This window comes from Microvirga soli, assembly GCF_016734765.1.
In the GTDB taxonomy this organism is placed as follows: Bacteria; Pseudomonadota; Alphaproteobacteria; order Rhizobiales; family Beijerinckiaceae; genus Microvirga; species Microvirga soli.
The window spans coordinates 1-16,009 of record NZ_JAERQE010000040.1 but is presented as its reverse complement, the minus strand read 5'-3'; the positions used below and the strand labels follow the sequence as shown (position 1 = coordinate 16,009).

Genomic DNA, 16,009 nt, shown 5'->3' with positions numbered 1-16,009 from the left:
CATACCACTCAAAATATAAGATATACTGTTCTATCGGGCAAATCCTCATGTCGCTGTCAGTTACCAAGAGTGGCCTCCCTCGTTGGGCGGAGGCAGATCGTCTGGCCGCTCTTCGGAGCTTTGAGATTCTAGATACCGAACCCGAGGCTGCCTTCGACAATCTCGCAAAGATTGCCGCTCACGTCTGCAATGCTCCAATCGCTCTCATCTCCCTCGTCGATGAGAAGCGGCAGTGGTTTAAGTGCGAGGTCGGCTTGAATGGAGTACGACAGACCTCGCGTGGGATCGCAATCTGTGCCCACGCAATCCTCCAATCAGACCTGTTCGTTGTTCCCGATACCACCAAGGACCCTCGATTTTCTAATTATCCTTTGGTCACGGGCGACCTGCACGTGCGCTTCTATGCCGGTGCTCCCCTTGTGACGGAGGACGGCTTACCTCTCGGCACACTATGTGTGTTCGACAATGTACCCCGTCCCGAGGGGCTCACTTTGGTCCAGAGGGAGGCTCTTCTCGCCCTAGCGGGCGCTGTGATGAGCCAATTCAATCTGCGGCGGGCGAACAGAACCGGAGCCGATAGTGAAAGGAAGTTCAGGACGATTGCAGAAGCCCTACCTCAGATGGTGTGGTCCACTAAGGCTGACGGGATTCCAGATTACCAGAATAAACGTTTGAATGAGTTTATCGGCTTACCAGTCGGATCGACGTACGGAGATGCATGGAAGGACCATCTACATCCTGACGATAAGGAGCAGGCTTGGTCACAATGGCAATATTCTCTTGAGGCCGGAGAGCCTTTCGAGACCGAATACCGTCTCCGTCACCATTCCGGGGAATATCGCTGGACTCTTGCGCGCGCGCTCCCAATCCGCAGTAGCAAGGGCGAGGTCGAGCGATGGTTTGGTACCTGCACAGACATTCACGAGCAGAGAATCGCAAACGAGCGCATTCGCGTCAGCGAGGGACGGTACCGTGCTCTAATCGAGACAAATGCGTCCGTCGTGTGGCTCGCCACCGCTGACGGGCTGATGAAAGACGATATCGGCTGGACTGAAACCTCCGGCCAAAAGGTCGAAGATTATGCGGGTGATGGCTGGCTTGATGCCGTCCACCCGGATGATCGACATCAGGCTTGGACGAGCTGGAAGCAGGCAGTCTCAACCAGCATCCCATGGGATGGCGAATTTCGGATACGACGCAAGGATGGCCGCTACCGGTGGTCGCTCGCCCGAGGCGTTCCATTGAGAGATGACAGTGGCGCCGTACTGGAGTGGGTTGGAACCCAAACAGATATTCACGACCGCAAGCATGCTGAGGAGAGCCTTCGGACCAGTGAAGAAAGGCTCCGCCTTGCGGTGGAGGCAACTTCCCTTGGCATCTGGGATATCGACTTTGTAACAGGCGAGCGGCAATGGACGCCCGAGGCCCGAACGATCCTCGGCCTTGCTGCAGCAACTCCGATTACACGCGAGACTTTTCTTCCGTGCGTCCATCCAGAGGACCGCGAGCGTGTACGAAGGTGGTTTTCCCGACGCTCGCCTGATGGTGCAGCGACCTATAGCGACATCTTCCGCATCATTCGGCCAGAGAATGGAGAGGAACGATGGATCGCTGCGAGGGGGCAAGACATTCTGGACAAGACAGGACGGCCTATCCGCAGGATCGGAACGGTCCAGGACATAACGGAGCGCAAGCGCGCAGAAGCGGAACTTGCCAAAAAAGCGGCGCTTATCGAAGCGACCCTGGAGAACATGGACCAGGGCTTGATTATGGCCGATGCTGCCGACAGGGTGACCGTCTTCAACAGACGCGCCCTGGACCTTCTCGACCTGCCGATCGAGTTCATGGAAAATGGTCCTCCGGTCCAGGAGGTGAAGGCGCTTCAGACGCGCATGGGGGATATAGCGCCTGAAGACAATGACTTTCTGAAGGCGGCTCAGACCGGTGGGTTCCTGTCCGATCCGAACATCTACGAGCGAACTCGGAACAATGGCACTGTTCTTGAGATCAGAACGGTGCCACTACCTGACGGGGCTGCAGTTCGCACCTACACGGACATTACGGCCAGGAGGGAAGCAGAAGGTGCACTTCGTGCCAGCGAGGAGCGTCTGCGCCTCGCTTTCCAGGCGGGTCGGATGTTCGCCTGGGAGCAGGACCTGACGACGAACTACGTCACGCGTTCGCAGCACACGGTCGAGTGGCTCGGGATCGGGTCTGGGCCGATTTCCGAATTCGTTGAGCGGTTCCACCCTGACGATCAGCATCTGCGCGAGCAGTTTCTCGACCGTATCCTGGAGAGCGGCTCCGGCACGATGGAGTTCCGCTACATGCTTCCAGACGGCAAAGCGTTGTGGCTTGGAACCCGAGGCGAGCGGACTGGCCCCAATCGGGTTGTCGGTGTGACATTCGACATCGCGGACCGTAAGCTGGCCGAGGAGGAAATCTGGCGGATCGCCAATCATGATCCTCTCACGGGCCTGCCCAATCGCATGCTGGCCCAGAAGAGGCTGGAGCAGGGTCTTGTCGAAGCCAAACAGCATGGCACTAGCTTCAGCCTTCTGGTCATCGATCTGGACGACTTCAAGGATGTTAACGACTCCTCCGGCCATGATGCCGGTGACGCTCTTCTGAAGGAAACCGCTGCCCGACTGTCTGCTGTGGCAAGGAACGGTGACACCGTCGCACGACTAGGCGGCGACGAGTTCGTCGTTCTGCTGGCGGGCTCCTCATTGGAGCTTGCGGCGACACTGGCCGAGGGCATCACCAAAAAGTTGAGCCAACCTGTTTCCTATGCAGGCCAGATGATCGCCAGCCGTGCCAGCATCGGGGTTGCTGCCTTCCCGAACCATGCTGCCGAGGCTGCCGACTTAGCGAAGGATGCGGACATCGCTCTGTACAGGGCAAAGACCGAAGGCCGAAACCGCGTTGTGGTCTTCTCGCCCGAAATGCGGGCTGCGACCGATCAGCGAAATACTCTCAGACGGGAGATGCGGGAGGCAATCTCGCTTGATCAAATTAAGCCATTCTACCAGCCGAAGGTCTGTCTCTCGACAGGAGAGATTGTTGGTTTTGAGGCTCTTGCGCGCTGGGAGCACCCGATTAGAGGCTTACTCACTCCCGCTACTTTCGGCGATATCTTTGACGATCCTGAGCTTGCGACAATGGTTGGTAAGCGCCTGATCGGCAAAGTCGCCTCAGACATGCGGCGGTGGCTCAACAAAAACCTGAGCTTCGGCCACGTAGCAATCAACCTGTCGCATGTGGAATTCATCCAACCCGGCTTGGCTGAGGATACTCTCCGTATTTTCGACCTTGCAAAGGTCCCGCCAAAGCACTTGGAGATTGAGATCACCGAGAAGGTCCTGCTCGATGCGCAAACCGACGTGGTATCCTCGTCTCTGAAGAAATTCCGGGCACGAGGGGTACAAGTTGCTCTCGACGACTTCGGCACCGGCTATGCCTCGTTGACCCACCTGAAGCAGTTCCCGGTAGACCATATCAAGGTGGATCGCACTTTCGTGCAGGACATTGAGGAAGACCCGGATGATGAGGCTATTGTGACAGCGGTGGTCGGTCTCGGGCGGAGCTTGAACCTGAAGGTTACGGCTGAAGGAGTGGAAACGATTGGACAGGCACAGCGGCTGCGGGAGATGGGCTGTAGCGCTGCTCAAGGCTATCTCTACGCCGAACCCATGGCTGGAGCGGATGTGCCGGAGCTTCTATCGGGTTGGACGGCTCGGCTGATCCCAGCGAAGAGATTTCTGCTGGTTGAGCGATAGAGTTCTGCGTTCAAGTCCCAGCGCGCTCACTATGCCCGCACAGCGACAATTCACCTGCGAAGAATCCCATGTCGGTCACACTGTCCCAACGCTTACTCCTGGGTTGTGCCTGCTGCACCGCAGCAACCGGTCTCACTGGCCAGACATCGAGCGTTAGCGGCAGGGCCGAAGACTACCATGACGCTGGATCAGGCACTGGCGGCTCTGAAGGAGGGGAACGACAAGTTCGTCACCGATGCTCCCTACCGGCAGGCCACTGACTGTGCTCGACGGTTGGAGATTGCTCGCGGTCAGACGCTCTTTACCGTGCTGGTGTCCAGCTCCGACAGCCGCGTGCCACCCGAGCTTCTGTTCGGTCGCGGCTTTGGGGGGAACTCTTCATCGTGCGCAATGCAGGCAACACGGTTGATGGATGGAAGCACAAAATGCGTGAGCGTCCCGTAGCCGCTGGTCGGGAACCAGCCGAGCCACACGGAAAACCAGTCGATCAAGAGCAGGTCGAGCGAGAAGGACGGCAGGACGATTCCTGATACGGCAACCAGCATGCCGCCATGGTCCTGCCAGCGCCCCGCCTGACGGCGGACGCCACGCCGATGACAAGGCCGAACAGCAATGGTCTGTCTCGCTGGCGCTGTCCTGTGCCGCACTTAAGCTCCAACGGTGCCGACCTATACGTCAATGCCGGCTTGCAGGCAGTTACCAAACCGGCTGCGTCCCACTCGGTTATGTCTACGTGAAGCCGATCAGGACATACGCGATGGGGCTCCGCCTGCCGACTGGACAGAGAGGCTCCCCGCTTTGATCCCAGCCGCCAAGCTTCTCTCAAGGTCTGAGGAGCCCAGCCAGGAGTGCAGAAAGCCGGCATTAAAGGCATCTCCCGCTCCTGTCGTGTCGACCACATTTACCCGGATGGCTTCGGCAGAAACATGTATTGACCCGCGGGAGGCTATGGCACCATGCTCGCCGCGCTTCAGCACCACCAAGGGAAACCGCTCACGCAGACGCCGCAGGATGGCATCGTCTGCGCTTTCTCCTGTCAGCGCCTTTCCCTCCTCGACGTTCGGAAGCAGCAGGTCGATCCCTTCGCAGATCTCGAAGAAGTCCGAGTCGCGGCGGATCAGTTCATCGTCCCAACTCGGGTCAAGGGAGATCGTCAGGCCGAAGCGGCGGGCCAAATCGATCACCTCCGGAGTATCCTTCAGGGTGGCAAATTCCGCGATGTGCAGATGCGTGGCATTAGGGGCCGAGAGGGCCTCTTCCAGCGTTACCGGACGTGACCCGCCGGCACGCCGGGACACGAAGGCTCTTTCTCCGTTTCTGACCAGGGCTACCGTCGGCTGGGGCCCGGCGTCAGGGGATCGCTCGACGAACGACAGGTCGATCCCGCTGGCTTCGAGTTCCGGGTTGAGGCTCTGGGACAGCGGGTCCGAACCAAGGCGGGTGAGGAGGGCGGCCGGCCGGCCGAGGGAGGCAAGATACGCTGCCGTGATATAGGCCCCACCGCCGGCCGCGATGGTCACGTTATCTGCAAAGCTTTCGCGGCCCAGCACCGGCATCTCGTGCAGACCCGTGAAAATGATGTCGCAATAGATCCGCCCAAGGCATAGGACCTTGCTGCGCTCCGCGGGCGTTCCGGTCATCGGGCTGCCAGCGCTTTCTCTGTAGCCGTGTCGAAATAATAGAGGCGCTCAGCCGGGGCATGCAGGGTCAATTGCTCACCGATCTGCGGGATCTGCCGACCCGGTGCGGAGCCAATGATGGTTTGGCCTGCGCTCTCGATGTGTACGAGGGTCTCAGAGCCGAGGGTTTCCACAACCGCCACCGTGCCCGACACAGTCAGTCCCGGTACGTCGGGGCTGCTTGGGACAAGATCCTGTGGCCGTGCGCCAATCAGGATGTCAGCGCTGGTCGCGGCTGCCGGAGGAACCTGGACGGACCCACCGAGCGTCAGATCCGCTCCGCCTTCCCGGACTGAGGCCGGCAGAAGGTTCATCGTCGGGCTGCCGATGAAGCGGGCGGTGAATATATCGACCGGGTTCTCGTAAAGCTCGAGGGGCGTGCCTACCTGCAGGATCCTGCCGTCGCGCATCACCACGATCCTGTCGGCCATGGTCATTGCCTCGACCTGATCGTGCGTAACGAACACCGAGGTCGTGCCGAGTCTGTGGTGGAGCCGCTTGATCTCAATGCGCATCTGGGTGCGCAATTGAGCGTCGAGATTGGAAAGGGGCTCGTCGAACAGGAACGCGGCCGGGTCGCGCACCATCGCCCGGCCTATAGCGACGCGTTGGCGCTGGCCACCCGACAGCGCCGAGGGGCGCCGATCCAAGAGCTGCGACAGGCCGAGTGTCTCGGCAGCCTGCTCGACACGCTGACGCTTCTCGCTTTTTGAAAGCTTCGAACGATAGAGGCCGAACGCAATGTTGTCGGCGACGCTCATGTGCGGATAGATGGCATAGTTCTGGAACACCATGGCGATGTTCCGCTCTCTGGGCTGGAGGTCGTTGACGACGCGCCCGCCGATCCGGATCTCGCCGCCGCTGATCTCCTCAAGCCCTGCGATCATTCTTAGAGTCGTCGACTTGCCGCATCCGGATGGGCCGACCAGCACGACGAACTCGCCGTCCCGGATCGAGAGGTCGATTCCATGGACGACGGTGGTCTGCCCATAGCGCTTCACGAGACGATCAAGTTCGACAGTCGCCATCAGCGGGCCCCGAGAAGTGCGTTGAAACGGATCTGGAGATCCTGGCCGGCAGCATCGGTTTGGCGTGCGGCTTCCTGCATGCGGCTGCGAATATCGGAGATCTCTTCGTTATAGCCAGCGATTGCCTGTGACAGAGCCCTTGGGGCCGGTCCGCCGAAACGGTCGCGCACGGCGACGAAGTTCTCCGGCGAGACGATCTCGGCGAATTGATCCCTGTCGATTGTCGACGGGCGCTTTGCACTGCGCTCGAAAGCCTCGTGAAAGGCCTCATAGCCGTCCGCCGCGATGTCGCCCCCGATGGCCGCGACGGCACGGGAGACGTCCGCGGCAATCTCGTGCGCCTCGCGGAACGAGAGCCTCTCACGACGGACGAGGCTGTCGGCGAGTTCGGTCACGGTGATGCAGCTGCGGCGGATGTTCTGACGCACCCGGTCGGGATTGATGCGCAGCGCCGGTACCAACGCCGTGAGCAGGTCGAGCAAGCGCCCGCCGCTCTCAAAAGCGCCGTATCCGAAGCCCTGGCTTTCGCCCTCACTGTCATTCATGTCGGTGAACGGCGTGTTGTGCATGATCGTGAGCATGGCCTGCGCCCGTCCGACCGTCTGGGAGGCAAGGTGGCGCATGTGCTCGATTGGGACCGGATTGCGCTTCTGCGGCATGATCGAGCTGATCTGTACGAAGGCGTTGGGCACATATACTTGGCCGACCTCGAAGCTCGTCCAGAACTGCAGGTCCTGGATGAAGCGGCCGAGATGCAGGAAGACCAGCTCGATGGCCGAATAGGTCGCGGTGATATAGTCGATCGACGCAATGCAGCCATAGGAGTTCTGCAGGGGCCGGATGAAGCCGAGAAGCCGCGCCATCAGGTCTCTGTCGATGGGAAAGCCGCTCGTGGTGATGGCGGCGGCTCCCATGGGGCTACGGTCCACGATGTCACGCGCTGCCTCCAGCCGCGCGATGTCGCGCAGCAGGGTTTCCAGCACCGCTGCAAGATAATGTCCAAAGACGGTCGGTTGCGCCGGCTGGCCGTGCGTATAGGCGACGATAAGCGTGCTGCTCTCCCGCTCGGCGACCGAAGCGAAGGTCTCGGCAAGGCGGGCGAGACGCTCCAGCAGGGGATCAATCCGGTGCTTGAGCCCGAGCTTAAACAGGGTATGGTCGATGTCATTGCGCGAGCGCGCCGTGTGCAGGCGGCCTGCGAGATCCGGCCCAAGCCGCGCATGCAGTTCGTTCTCGATCAGGAAGAAGAAATCCTCGACTTCTCCTGTGTAGGTGAGGGTGCTAACGTCCAACTCGTGGTCAATCGCCTCAAGTGCCTGCGCAATCGGACGAGCCTGATCGAGCGTCAGGATGCCGGTCTCATGCAGCATCACGAGATGAGCTCTGTCGATCCGGCGGAAGCCCTCGACATGATGATCCTTCGCGCCATCGAAGAGCGGGCGCAAAACGGTTTCCTTATAGACTGGATTGGGGAAAACGGAGCTGTCGTTGAAGGGACCTGCGGTCATGGCTCTCAGCCTTTCAGCCCGGCCAGCATCACGCCGCGGACGATGTAACGCTGAAGGAACAGGAAGATGATAAGGGTAGGAAGGGTTGCGATGCTCGCGCCCGTCATGATCTTCTCCCATTGAATCGATTGCTCGACCGCGAAGCTGGAGAGCCCGACAGGCAGGGTGTAGAGTTCGGCGCTCGTGGTCACGATGAGAGGCCAGAAGAACGCCGTCCAATTGCCGAGGAAGGTGAATATGGCGAGCGCCGAGAGGGCCGGGGTGACGAGCGGCATGGCGATCTTCCACCAGATGGTGAACTCGTTGAGCCCATCGATTCTCGCCGCCTCCAAGAAGTCGTCCGGCACGCCCTCGAAAAACTGCTTCATCAGGAAGGTGCCGAACGCCGTCATCATGCCGGGAAACATGATGCCCCAGTAGCTGTCGAGCCAGCCGAACTGGCTTGCCATGAGATACCAGGGCAGGACCAGCATCTCGGTCGGGATCATCAGGGTGGACAGGATCGCAATGAAGACGATGTAGCGGCCGCGGAAGCGGAACTTCGCCAGCGTGTAGCCGACGAGACTGTCGAAGAACACGTTCGACAGGGTGACGATCATTGCCACGATGGTCGAGTTGATGAGCCAGCGGGTGAAGCGCCCGTCGCCGAGGATCTCGATGTAGTTGTCGAGGGTCGGCGCCTCAGGAATTACACGTAGGTCATAGACCTGCGAGGCATCCTTCAGAGAGGTCGAGAGCATGAAGAGCAGGGGCGTCACCATGATGACGCCGCCGATGAACAGGAGCGTCCAGGCAAGGATCCGACTCGGTCGAATCTTCGGCATCGCAAGGCTCGATGAGGATGCGGCAGCTTTCATCAGCGGTCTCTCATGAGGCGCAACTGAACGAGGGAGATCACGAGAAGGATCACGAACAGCACCACGGTCTGCGCCGCTGCATATCCCATCTCGTAGGAGCTGAAGGCGGTCTGGTAGATCATCAGCACCAAGGGCTTGGTGGAGTTCAGCGGCCCGCCGGGGTCGTTCGTGTTGATGTTATACACCTGGTCGAAGATACGCAGGAAGCCGATGGATGAGAACACAACCAGGAACACGAGGGTCGGCTTGAGCAGCGGCAGTGTGATCTTGCGCAGAATCGCGCCTTCAGAAAGGCCGTCGATGCGCGCGGCTTCGTAATAGGTGACGGGAATGGCCCTGAGCCCGGCGAGAAAGATGATGATCTGGAAGCCGAGACCTGCCCAGACTGCAGGCGCAAGTACGGCTGGCAGCGCCTGCGTGGTGGAGCGCAGGAACGGCTGCTGCGGGACGCCCAAGCTGGAAAGAAGGTCGTTGATCACCCCGATGGGAACGGGCTGGTAGAACCAGCGCCAGACCCAGGCCATCGCCGCCGCGGTGGTGAGGAAGGGCAGGAAGTAGAGCGCGCGGATGAAGGAGTGCATGAACCGCACGCGGTCGAGGTAATAGGCCACCACGAAGGAGATCAGCAGGCTGATCGGGGTGCCAAGGATCAGGTACAGGAAGGTGTTGCGGAAGACCTGCCAGAACAGCGGATCCTCGAACAGCCTCCAGTAGTTCTCTAGCCCGACGAAGGCAGCGGGCTTAGTGATCGTCCAGTCCGTCGTCGACAGATAGAAAGCTTGGAAGGTCGGCCAGAAGCGGATTACCACGTAGAAGACGAGCGGAACCGCTAGAAAGCTCCACGCCCAGATCACCTGCTTCTGGCCGAGGCTCATCCTCGACCAGAGGCCGCCGGAGGCGGCCTCCCGATGTGAGACGGCGGACATGCGCTGCTTCCTCGCGAGCGTGGATTAGCGTTTGGCGCGGTCAATGATTGCCTGTTCGGCCTCTGCGGCCTTGGCGAGGGAGGTTTTGGGATCCTCGCCGCCGATCAGCACGCGGTTGGCCATGTCGATGGCCGCTTGGCGCTGGGCCGCCTCGTCCTTGAACAGAGTGGTATGGGCATATTCGAGGCCCTTGAGGAACGGGCCGTAGACCGGATGCGCAACATTCTCAGGCGTCAGGGCCACCTCACGGCGGGCCGGCAATTCGCCCACGACTTCCATCCAAACCTTCATGGCCTCGGGCGAAGAGACGTACTTCAGGAACTTCTCGGCTGCCGCCAGCTTCTCGCCTTCCGCCTTCGTGGTGAGGGCGTTGGCGAAGTAGCTCGCATAGTTGCTGCGCACGCCCTGGGCGTTGGCGGGGAGTTCGGTCACGCCCCACTCGAAGGCCTTGATCGTGCCGAAGGAGCCGAGGCGGAAGGTGCCGTCGATGGTCATGGCCGCAAGGCCTCCGCGGAACGCAGCCTGTCCCTCGTCCATGAAGCCGGCTTGGCCGACTTTATGCTTCTTCTGCAGGTCCGTATAGAAGGTGAGCGCTTTCACGCCGGCCTCATCGTTGTAGGCGACCTTGGTGTCGTTCTCCGTGTAAGGAACGCCGCCGAACTGACGGATCAGCACCTCGCGCCACCATTGATGGTCCTGCCCGCCCATATCGAGCGTCATACCGGCGGAGACGATGTTGCCGCTGCCGTCGCGCTTCACGGTCTTCTCGGCGGCGGCCACGAGTTCTTCGAGCGTCTTCGGCGGGTTGTTGGGATCGAGGCCCGCGTCCTTGAAAGCCTTCTTGTTGTAGAAGAGGGCCAGCGAGCGCACTGCGGTCGGCAGGCCGTAATAGTCGTTGCCACGCTTCATGGCGCTCACGATCGGGAAGAAATCGCGCTCGATCTCGGCGGCCGGGAAGGCTTCTGCGCGCAAGGGGCGGATCATCTTGCCGGCAATGAAATTGTCGGTCCAGCCGTAGAACAGCTGCACGACGTCAGGGCCCTGGCCCGCCAGAATCGCGGCCGCGACCTTGGTCTGGTAATCGGCGTAGGGGAAGGTGGTCTGCTTGACCTTGATGTCCGGGTTCGCGTCCTGGAACTTGGCGATGAGCTGGTTCATCGCCTTCACACGGGTGTCGAACACATATTGCCAGTACTCGATCTCAACCGCCTTGGCGCCGGTGGAGGCCAGGGTGGCGAGGCCCAAGGCAACGCTCGCGAGCATATGACTGAAACGCATGTCCCTCTCCGTTCTTCCTGGCGCTGGGCGCCGATCCTTCTCTGGTGCCGGTCTTTGAGGCCGATCCAAGCTCAAGGCTCCCTTAGAGTTAACGAGCTGTCAATAAGTTAATTCACTTGAGTTATTCCATTCAGCGGGTCATCGTTACGGCCAGGAGTTTGGAGATGCCGAGAAAATCCAAGGCCGGGGTACGCTCGACGATCGGCAGCAATCCGGAGCGCAACCGCTCACACAATCGCCGCGTGGTGCTCGATGTCGTGCGCCAGCTTGGTCCTGTCGGGCGCACCGAGATCTCGCGCCACGCGCATCTGAGCACACAAGCCGTCTCGAACATCGTCGATGACCTCGTCGCCGATGGCCTTCTCGTCAAGACTGGGCGACTCAGGGCGGGGCGCGGACTGCCGCCCATCCAGTTCGCGGTAAATCCGAACGGCGGGATGACGGCCGGCATCGAGATTGCAGCCGACCACATTTCCACTCTTCTGGTCGATATCGGGGGGCGCGTCCGGGCGCAGCGCACAGTTACAATCCCGCGCAACGACCCTGATACAGTGCTGCCTGTCATCAAGGCCGAGATCGCCGCTGCACAGGCGCAGCTGAAATCCTCCGTGCCGCAGCTGCTCGGGGTCGGGGTGGTGATGCCGGGCCCATTCAACGTGGAAGGCATGACATCCATTGGCCCCACGACGCTGTCGGGGTGGGCAGACTTTGATGCAGTGACAACCGTCGGGCAAATGCTCGGAGCGCCCGTCACGCTCGAGAACGATGCCACCGCCGCAGCCGTTGGGGAGCGCCTTCATGGCGCAGCCAAGGATCTTAAGAACTTCTGCCTGATCTATTTCGGCCAAGGGCTCGGCCTCGGCATCCTGATCGACGGGCGCCCTTACCGAGGGGCAAACGGAAATGCGGGCGAAATCGGGCATGTGCTGATCGAAAGGGACGGACGCCTTTGCTCGTGTGGCCAGCATGGTTGCCTTGAGGCCTATGCCTCAGTGCAGGCGCTAGCCGAAAAGCTTTCTGCGGCAGGAATCAAGGGGATCGACTACACGCGCCTGGAGCAGTTGCACGGCGAGCGGCACCCGATCATCGGGAAATGGATTGCGGAGGCGGCCGGTTATCTCGCGCCTCAGGTTGCGATGCTCGAAAACCTCTTCGATCCTGAGGCCGTCGTTATCGGCGGTGCTTTGCCGCCAGGTCTTCTGGAGGATCTCACGAAGGCCATGCAGCCGCTGCCCCTGTCCGTAGCGCGACGCAGGAACCGGAGCGAGGCACGCCTGATCCATGGCCGTACGGGGCGGTTCACAGCGGCACTCGGCGCCGCAGCGCTGCCGATCCTCGAAGCCATGACACCTCGGCTCGACACCGCTCAAGCGGCCGTGCGCGAACCGTTGAACGAGGAGATCGCACTTGTTGGATGATTACAGCCGTTTGGCCCACGCTGTCCATCAGCCGGCCCTCGTCCGCCTGCATCGAGCCCTCAGCCGGTTAACGTCCGTTCTGACAGTCATGAACACCGGCGCGCATCCGGATGACGAGATCAACGGGATGCTGGCGGCCCTGCGCTTCGCCTACGGCATGCGGGTCGTGGTAGCCTGCTCCACCCGGGGGGAGGGAGGGCAGAATGCGCTCGGGCCTGAGCGGGGCGGCGTTCTCGGCGTGCTGCGAACCGCTGAGATGGAAGAGGCCGCGCGCCGCATGGATGCGGATGTGGCGTGGCTCGGCCACGGGCCCGACGACACGGTCCACGATTTCGGATTCTCGAAGAACGGCGACGACACGCTCCGTCGCTGGGGCGAGGAGCGCATTGTCGAGCGCCTCGTGCGCGCCTACCGCCGCTACCGTCCGGACATCGTCATCCCGACTTTCCTGGACGTGCCGGGCCAGCACGGCCACCACCGCGCCATGACCCGCGCAGCCGAGACGGCCCTTGCCCTCGCGGCCGATCCGTCCGTCTTTCCGGAGCATGCCGCATCCGGCCTCGGGCCCTGGCAGGTGTCCAAGTATTATCTCCCGGCTTGGTCGGGCGCTGGCTATGCCTATGACGACGAGGTGCCCCCGCCGCCTGCGACGCTCAGCCTTGAGGCTGCCGGCCCCGACAAGGTTACGGGCCTTCCCTACAAGCAGCTTGGCGAATGGTCGCGTGCTGCGCACGCGTCTCAGGGCATGGGCGTGTGGCGGGATAAGCCGGTTGATCGGTGGAGCCTGCACCTGAAGGTCCGGGCCGGTGGCGAAGCCGGGCCCGAGAATGACATTCGCGATCACATTCCCGCAACGCTGGCTGACATTAGAGCCATGCCAGGCGTGACCGGTTCAGCGGCGGCTGACCTGCGGGAGGCACAGGCGCAGATCGAGGCCGCCATCGCGGCTTTCCCGGACCGTTCCCGAATTTGCCAAGCGTTGGACGGCGCGGCGTGCCGGATCGAGGAGGCTCGAAAGGGATTGGGCGAGAAGACGCTGCGCCAAGTGAGCCATCGCCTCAACCGGAAACTTCGGGAAATCAATGCGGCTCTCTTCGAAGCCAGCGTCAACACGGCCCGGGCCGTGTTCACCGGATCGGCGCATCCAGGTGCGCGTTTGGCCATGCAGGTGCATATCGACACGCACGAGCTTTCCGACGTCACGGCGGCGCCCCGTCTTCCGGCAGGCGTCGACGCCACCATGACGCGCGACGAACCAGGGCTCGTGCAGTATGAGATTGCGATTGCTGAATCGGCGCCTCATACGGGGAACTATCCCAAGTCCTTCGATCCGTTGGGCGGCAACGGCGAGGCCGGTCTTCACATCTCAGGAAAGGTTGGAGAACGCAGGATCGAGGTTGATCTCGACCCAGAAGAGCCCCTAAAGATCGAGCCACGTCACTCCCTGTCTCTCGATCCTACGGTGGCACTCATCAAGACGGGGGAGCCCGCCTCCGGTATCAGGGTGCGAGCGGTGGGAGTCGAGCCGACGGATTGGCAGGTGCCGGCGGGGTGGACAGTTCGCCGGGAGGGCAGCGGCTGGGTTGCCGAGCCGACCCGTGAGATCGGAGCTGGCATTGCAACGCTCGTTCCTATCGTGAACGGCAGGCCGGCGAGCTCTATGCGGACCATCGCCTATCCGCACATTCGGCGGACATCAATCATCGCGCCGGCGGAGCTGAAGGTCCTCTCGCTCGACGTTGCTATCCCGACCGGCGCCCGTATCGGCTACATGGGCGGTGGGAGCGACAATGTCGGCAGCCATCTACGCCGCCTCGGCCTCGATGTGACGGATCTCGGGGAGGCCGAGCTGAAGGCGGGTTCGCTTTCCGCCTTCACGACCATCGTCGTTGGCATCTTCGGCTTCGGTCTCAGGCGGGACCTCCAGGGTGCGACGGCGCGGCTGCACCGCTTCGTGGAGGAGGGTGGCCATTTGGTGACGCTCTACCACCGCCCTACCGATGCGTGGGACCCCGCAGCCACGCCGCCGCGCCGCCTCGTCATCGGCTCGCCCTCGCTGCGCTGGCGCGTGACCGATCCCGCCGCTCCCGTTACGGTCCTGAAGCCAGAGCATCCTCTGCTGACCTCCCCGAACCGCATTGATGCCGGCGACTGGCAGGGCTGGGACAAGGAGAGAGGCCTCTACTTCGCGGCGGAGTACGATGCCGTTTACGAGGAACTGTTGGCTCTGAACGATCCGGGCGAGAACCCGCTCAGGGGCTCCCTGATCTCCGCCCGGATCGGGCGCGGGCGGCACACGCATGTCTCGCTCGTGCTGCACCATCAGCTCGACAATCTGGTACCTGGCGCGTTCCGCCTGCTCGCCAACCTCGTTCAGCCTGCCTGAGGCGATGGCGGTCGAAGCCGAAAGCCGATCCGCAGGCTCTGCAGTCTCTCTGTGGAGCAGCGCGGGATGGCTGCTGCTCGACATGAGCCTGGTGACGATCATGCAGGCCATGGTCAAGGCGAAGGGTGACATCTATCCGGCGGTTCAACTCGTCTTCCTGCGGTCTCTCGTGGGGTTCCTGGCCGTGGCTCCGCTCATGTGGCATCACCGCGCCAAGCTGGCGAACCTGTCGAACATCCGTGACCATCTGGTGCGCGTCGCTTTCAACTCCACGGCGCTGACCTGTAACTTCGCAGCCTTTGCGACCCTCCCGCTCGCCCTCGTTACCGCTATTGGCTACACCCGCCCCCTGATCCTGCTGGCCATGGCGGCAGTTCTGCTCGGCGAGAAGGTGAGCCGGATCCGCTATGCCCTCACGGCCTTAGGCTTTTTCGGGGTCGTCGTGATGCTGCGGCCGGACGAGATCCCCTGGAACATTGGCCTGCTCGCCGCCTTCGGCTCCGTGTTCTTCGGCGCGCTCTCCGTGGTGCAGACGCGCCGCCTTGCCGGCGAGGACACGGTTGTTCTGATGCTGTTCTATACGGTGGGCCTGACACTGTTGACATCCGTTCCAGCGGCCCTCGTATGGGTGCCGATCCCATGGGCTGAGGCACCAAGCATCATCCTGATCGGGATCCTCGCTCAAGTCGGCCAATATTGCTGGCTCCAGGCCTACCAGAAGCAGGAGGCGCGGCTTCTGGCACCCATCGGATACCTGTCGATCATCTTCTCGGGCTTTGCCGGTTGGCTCTTCTTTGGCGAGGTTCCATCGTCGTCGCTCTGCCTCGGCGCAGCTGTCGTCGTCCTGACGACGATCCTCGCTACACCGGTCGAACAGTGGCTCAAGAAAAGGGGATAGAGGCGAGGCCTGATCTAACGGCTAAGACATCAGTACCATGTCAGCTAATGGGATGGTCGGGCCGTGCTTCTGCCCCGCTTGTTCGTAAGCTGTGGGGGTTCGAGCCACGCAAGGAGCACGTTCCATGTCACGGTCTTCTGCCTCTGCTGTGATCGCCACCCTGGGCATCGATCTAGGCAAGAACAGCTTCCACCTCGTCGGTCAGGATCAACGCGGCGCCATCGTGCTGCGGATCAAGCTCTCCCGGTCCCA

At 61.6% G+C, this 16,009-nt stretch carries 11 protein-coding genes and 1 pseudogene; 5 read left to right on the top strand and 7 right to left on the bottom strand.

Going from position 1 to position 16,009, the window contains the following annotated elements:
• Window positions 1–47 precede the first annotated feature (47 nt).
• On the top strand, window positions 48–3,779 hold the full coding sequence (locus JKL45_RS23055; RefSeq protein WP_201864107.1) for an EAL domain-containing protein: 3,732 nt from the start codon (window positions 48–50) through the stop codon (window positions 3,777–3,779).
• A 290-nt stretch (window positions 3,780–4,069) separates the two neighbouring features.
• Here JKL45_RS23055 and JKL45_RS23050 read toward each other — a convergent pair whose 3' ends face one another.
• From JKL45_RS23050 to JKL45_RS23020, 7 genes are all read right to left on the bottom strand, one after another.
• Window positions 4,070–4,324 carry a hypothetical protein gene (locus JKL45_RS23050; protein ID WP_201864106.1) on the bottom strand — a complete coding sequence of 85 codons (255 nt, stop codon included), beginning with the start codon at window positions 4,322–4,324 and terminating at the stop codon, window positions 4,070–4,072.
• Window positions 4,325–4,522: 198 nt separating this feature from the next.
• Window positions 4,523–5,419 carry a carbohydrate kinase family protein gene (locus tag JKL45_RS23045; protein WP_201864103.1) on the bottom strand — a complete coding sequence of 299 codons (897 nt, stop codon included), beginning with the start codon at window positions 5,417–5,419 and terminating at the stop codon, window positions 4,523–4,525.
• The gene (locus JKL45_RS23040) at window positions 5,416–6,486 is read right to left on the bottom strand and encodes an ABC transporter ATP-binding protein (protein ID WP_201864101.1); all 1,071 of its coding nucleotides are present in this window, start codon (window positions 6,484–6,486) and stop codon (window positions 5,416–5,418) included. Before JKL45_RS23040 ends, JKL45_RS23045 begins: the two co-directional genes overlap by 4 nt.
• Window positions 6,486–7,994: an argininosuccinate lyase gene (gene argH, locus JKL45_RS23035; protein WP_201864100.1), complete on the bottom strand. Its 1,509-nt coding sequence runs from the start codon at window positions 7,992–7,994 to the stop codon at window positions 6,486–6,488. Before argH ends, JKL45_RS23040 begins: the two co-directional genes overlap by 1 nt.
• A gap of 5 nt (window positions 7,995–7,999) precedes the next feature.
• Window positions 8,000–8,851 (bottom strand): carbohydrate ABC transporter permease, encoded by an 852-nt coding sequence (locus tag JKL45_RS23030; RefSeq protein WP_201864098.1) that lies wholly within the window; start codon window positions 8,849–8,851, stop codon window positions 8,000–8,002.
• On the bottom strand, window positions 8,851–9,777 hold the full coding sequence (locus JKL45_RS23025) for a carbohydrate ABC transporter permease (protein ID WP_201864096.1): 927 nt from the start codon (window positions 9,775–9,777) through the stop codon (window positions 8,851–8,853). Before JKL45_RS23025 ends, JKL45_RS23030 begins: the two co-directional genes overlap by 1 nt.
• A 24-nt stretch (window positions 9,778–9,801) precedes the next feature.
• Window positions 9,802–11,055: a sugar ABC transporter substrate-binding protein gene (locus tag JKL45_RS23020; RefSeq protein ID WP_201864094.1), complete on the bottom strand. Its 1,254-nt coding sequence runs from the start codon at window positions 11,053–11,055 to the stop codon at window positions 9,802–9,804.
• Between the two features lie 164 nt (window positions 11,056–11,219).
• Between JKL45_RS23020 and JKL45_RS23015 the strand changes: the two genes are divergently transcribed.
• The 4 genes and pseudogenes from JKL45_RS23015 to JKL45_RS30140 all read left to right on the top strand — a co-directional run.
• Window positions 11,220–12,473: an ROK family transcriptional regulator gene (locus JKL45_RS23015; protein WP_201864092.1), complete on the top strand. Its 1,254-nt coding sequence runs from the start codon at window positions 11,220–11,222 to the stop codon at window positions 12,471–12,473.
• A complete protein-coding gene (locus JKL45_RS23010; RefSeq protein ID WP_376771065.1) occupies window positions 12,463–14,859 on the top strand; it encodes a PIG-L family deacetylase in 2,397 nt (798 codons plus the stop codon). The genes JKL45_RS23015 and JKL45_RS23010 overlap by 11 nt, the downstream gene beginning before the upstream one ends.
• A complete protein-coding gene (locus JKL45_RS23005) occupies window positions 14,774–15,757 on the top strand; it encodes a DMT family transporter (protein WP_246498846.1) in 984 nt (327 codons plus the stop codon). Before JKL45_RS23010 ends, JKL45_RS23005 begins: the two co-directional genes overlap by 86 nt.
• Before the next feature lie 124 nt (window positions 15,758–15,881).
• Window positions 15,882–16,009, top strand: a pseudogene (locus JKL45_RS30140) (IS110 family transposase); the annotation flags it as partial.

What these genes read in the sequence shown, in the direction of transcription:
- JKL45_RS23055 (WP_201864107.1), top strand. Translation starts at nt 48, where the DNA reads ATGTCGCTGTCAGTTACCAAGAGTGGCCTCCCTCGTTGGGCGGAGGCA.
- JKL45_RS23050 (WP_201864106.1), bottom strand. Translation starts at nt 4,324, where the DNA reads ATGCTGGTTGCCGTATCAGGAATCGTCCTGCCGTCCTTCTCGCTCGAC.
- JKL45_RS23045 (WP_201864103.1), bottom strand. Translation starts at nt 5,419, where the DNA reads ATGACCGGAACGCCCGCGGAGCGCAGCAAGGTCCTATGCCTTGGGCGG.
- JKL45_RS23040 (WP_201864101.1), bottom strand. Translation starts at nt 6,486, where the DNA reads ATGGCGACTGTCGAACTTGATCGTCTCGTGAAGCGCTATGGGCAGACC.
- argH (WP_201864100.1), bottom strand. Translation starts at nt 7,994, where the DNA reads ATGACCGCAGGTCCCTTCAACGACAGCTCCGTTTTCCCCAATCCAGTC.
- JKL45_RS23030 (WP_201864098.1), bottom strand. Translation starts at nt 8,851, where the DNA reads ATGAAAGCTGCCGCATCCTCATCGAGCCTTGCGATGCCGAAGATTCGA.
- JKL45_RS23025 (WP_201864096.1), bottom strand. Translation starts at nt 9,777, where the DNA reads ATGTCCGCCGTCTCACATCGGGAGGCCGCCTCCGGCGGCCTCTGGTCG.
- JKL45_RS23020 (WP_201864094.1), bottom strand. Translation starts at nt 11,055, where the DNA reads ATGCGTTTCAGTCATATGCTCGCGAGCGTTGCCTTGGGCCTCGCCACC.
- JKL45_RS23015 (WP_201864092.1), top strand. Translation starts at nt 11,220, where the DNA reads ATGCCGAGAAAATCCAAGGCCGGGGTACGCTCGACGATCGGCAGCAAT.
- JKL45_RS23005 (WP_246498846.1), top strand. Translation starts at nt 14,774, where the DNA reads ATGTCTCGCTCGTGCTGCACCATCAGCTCGACAATCTGGTACCTGGCG.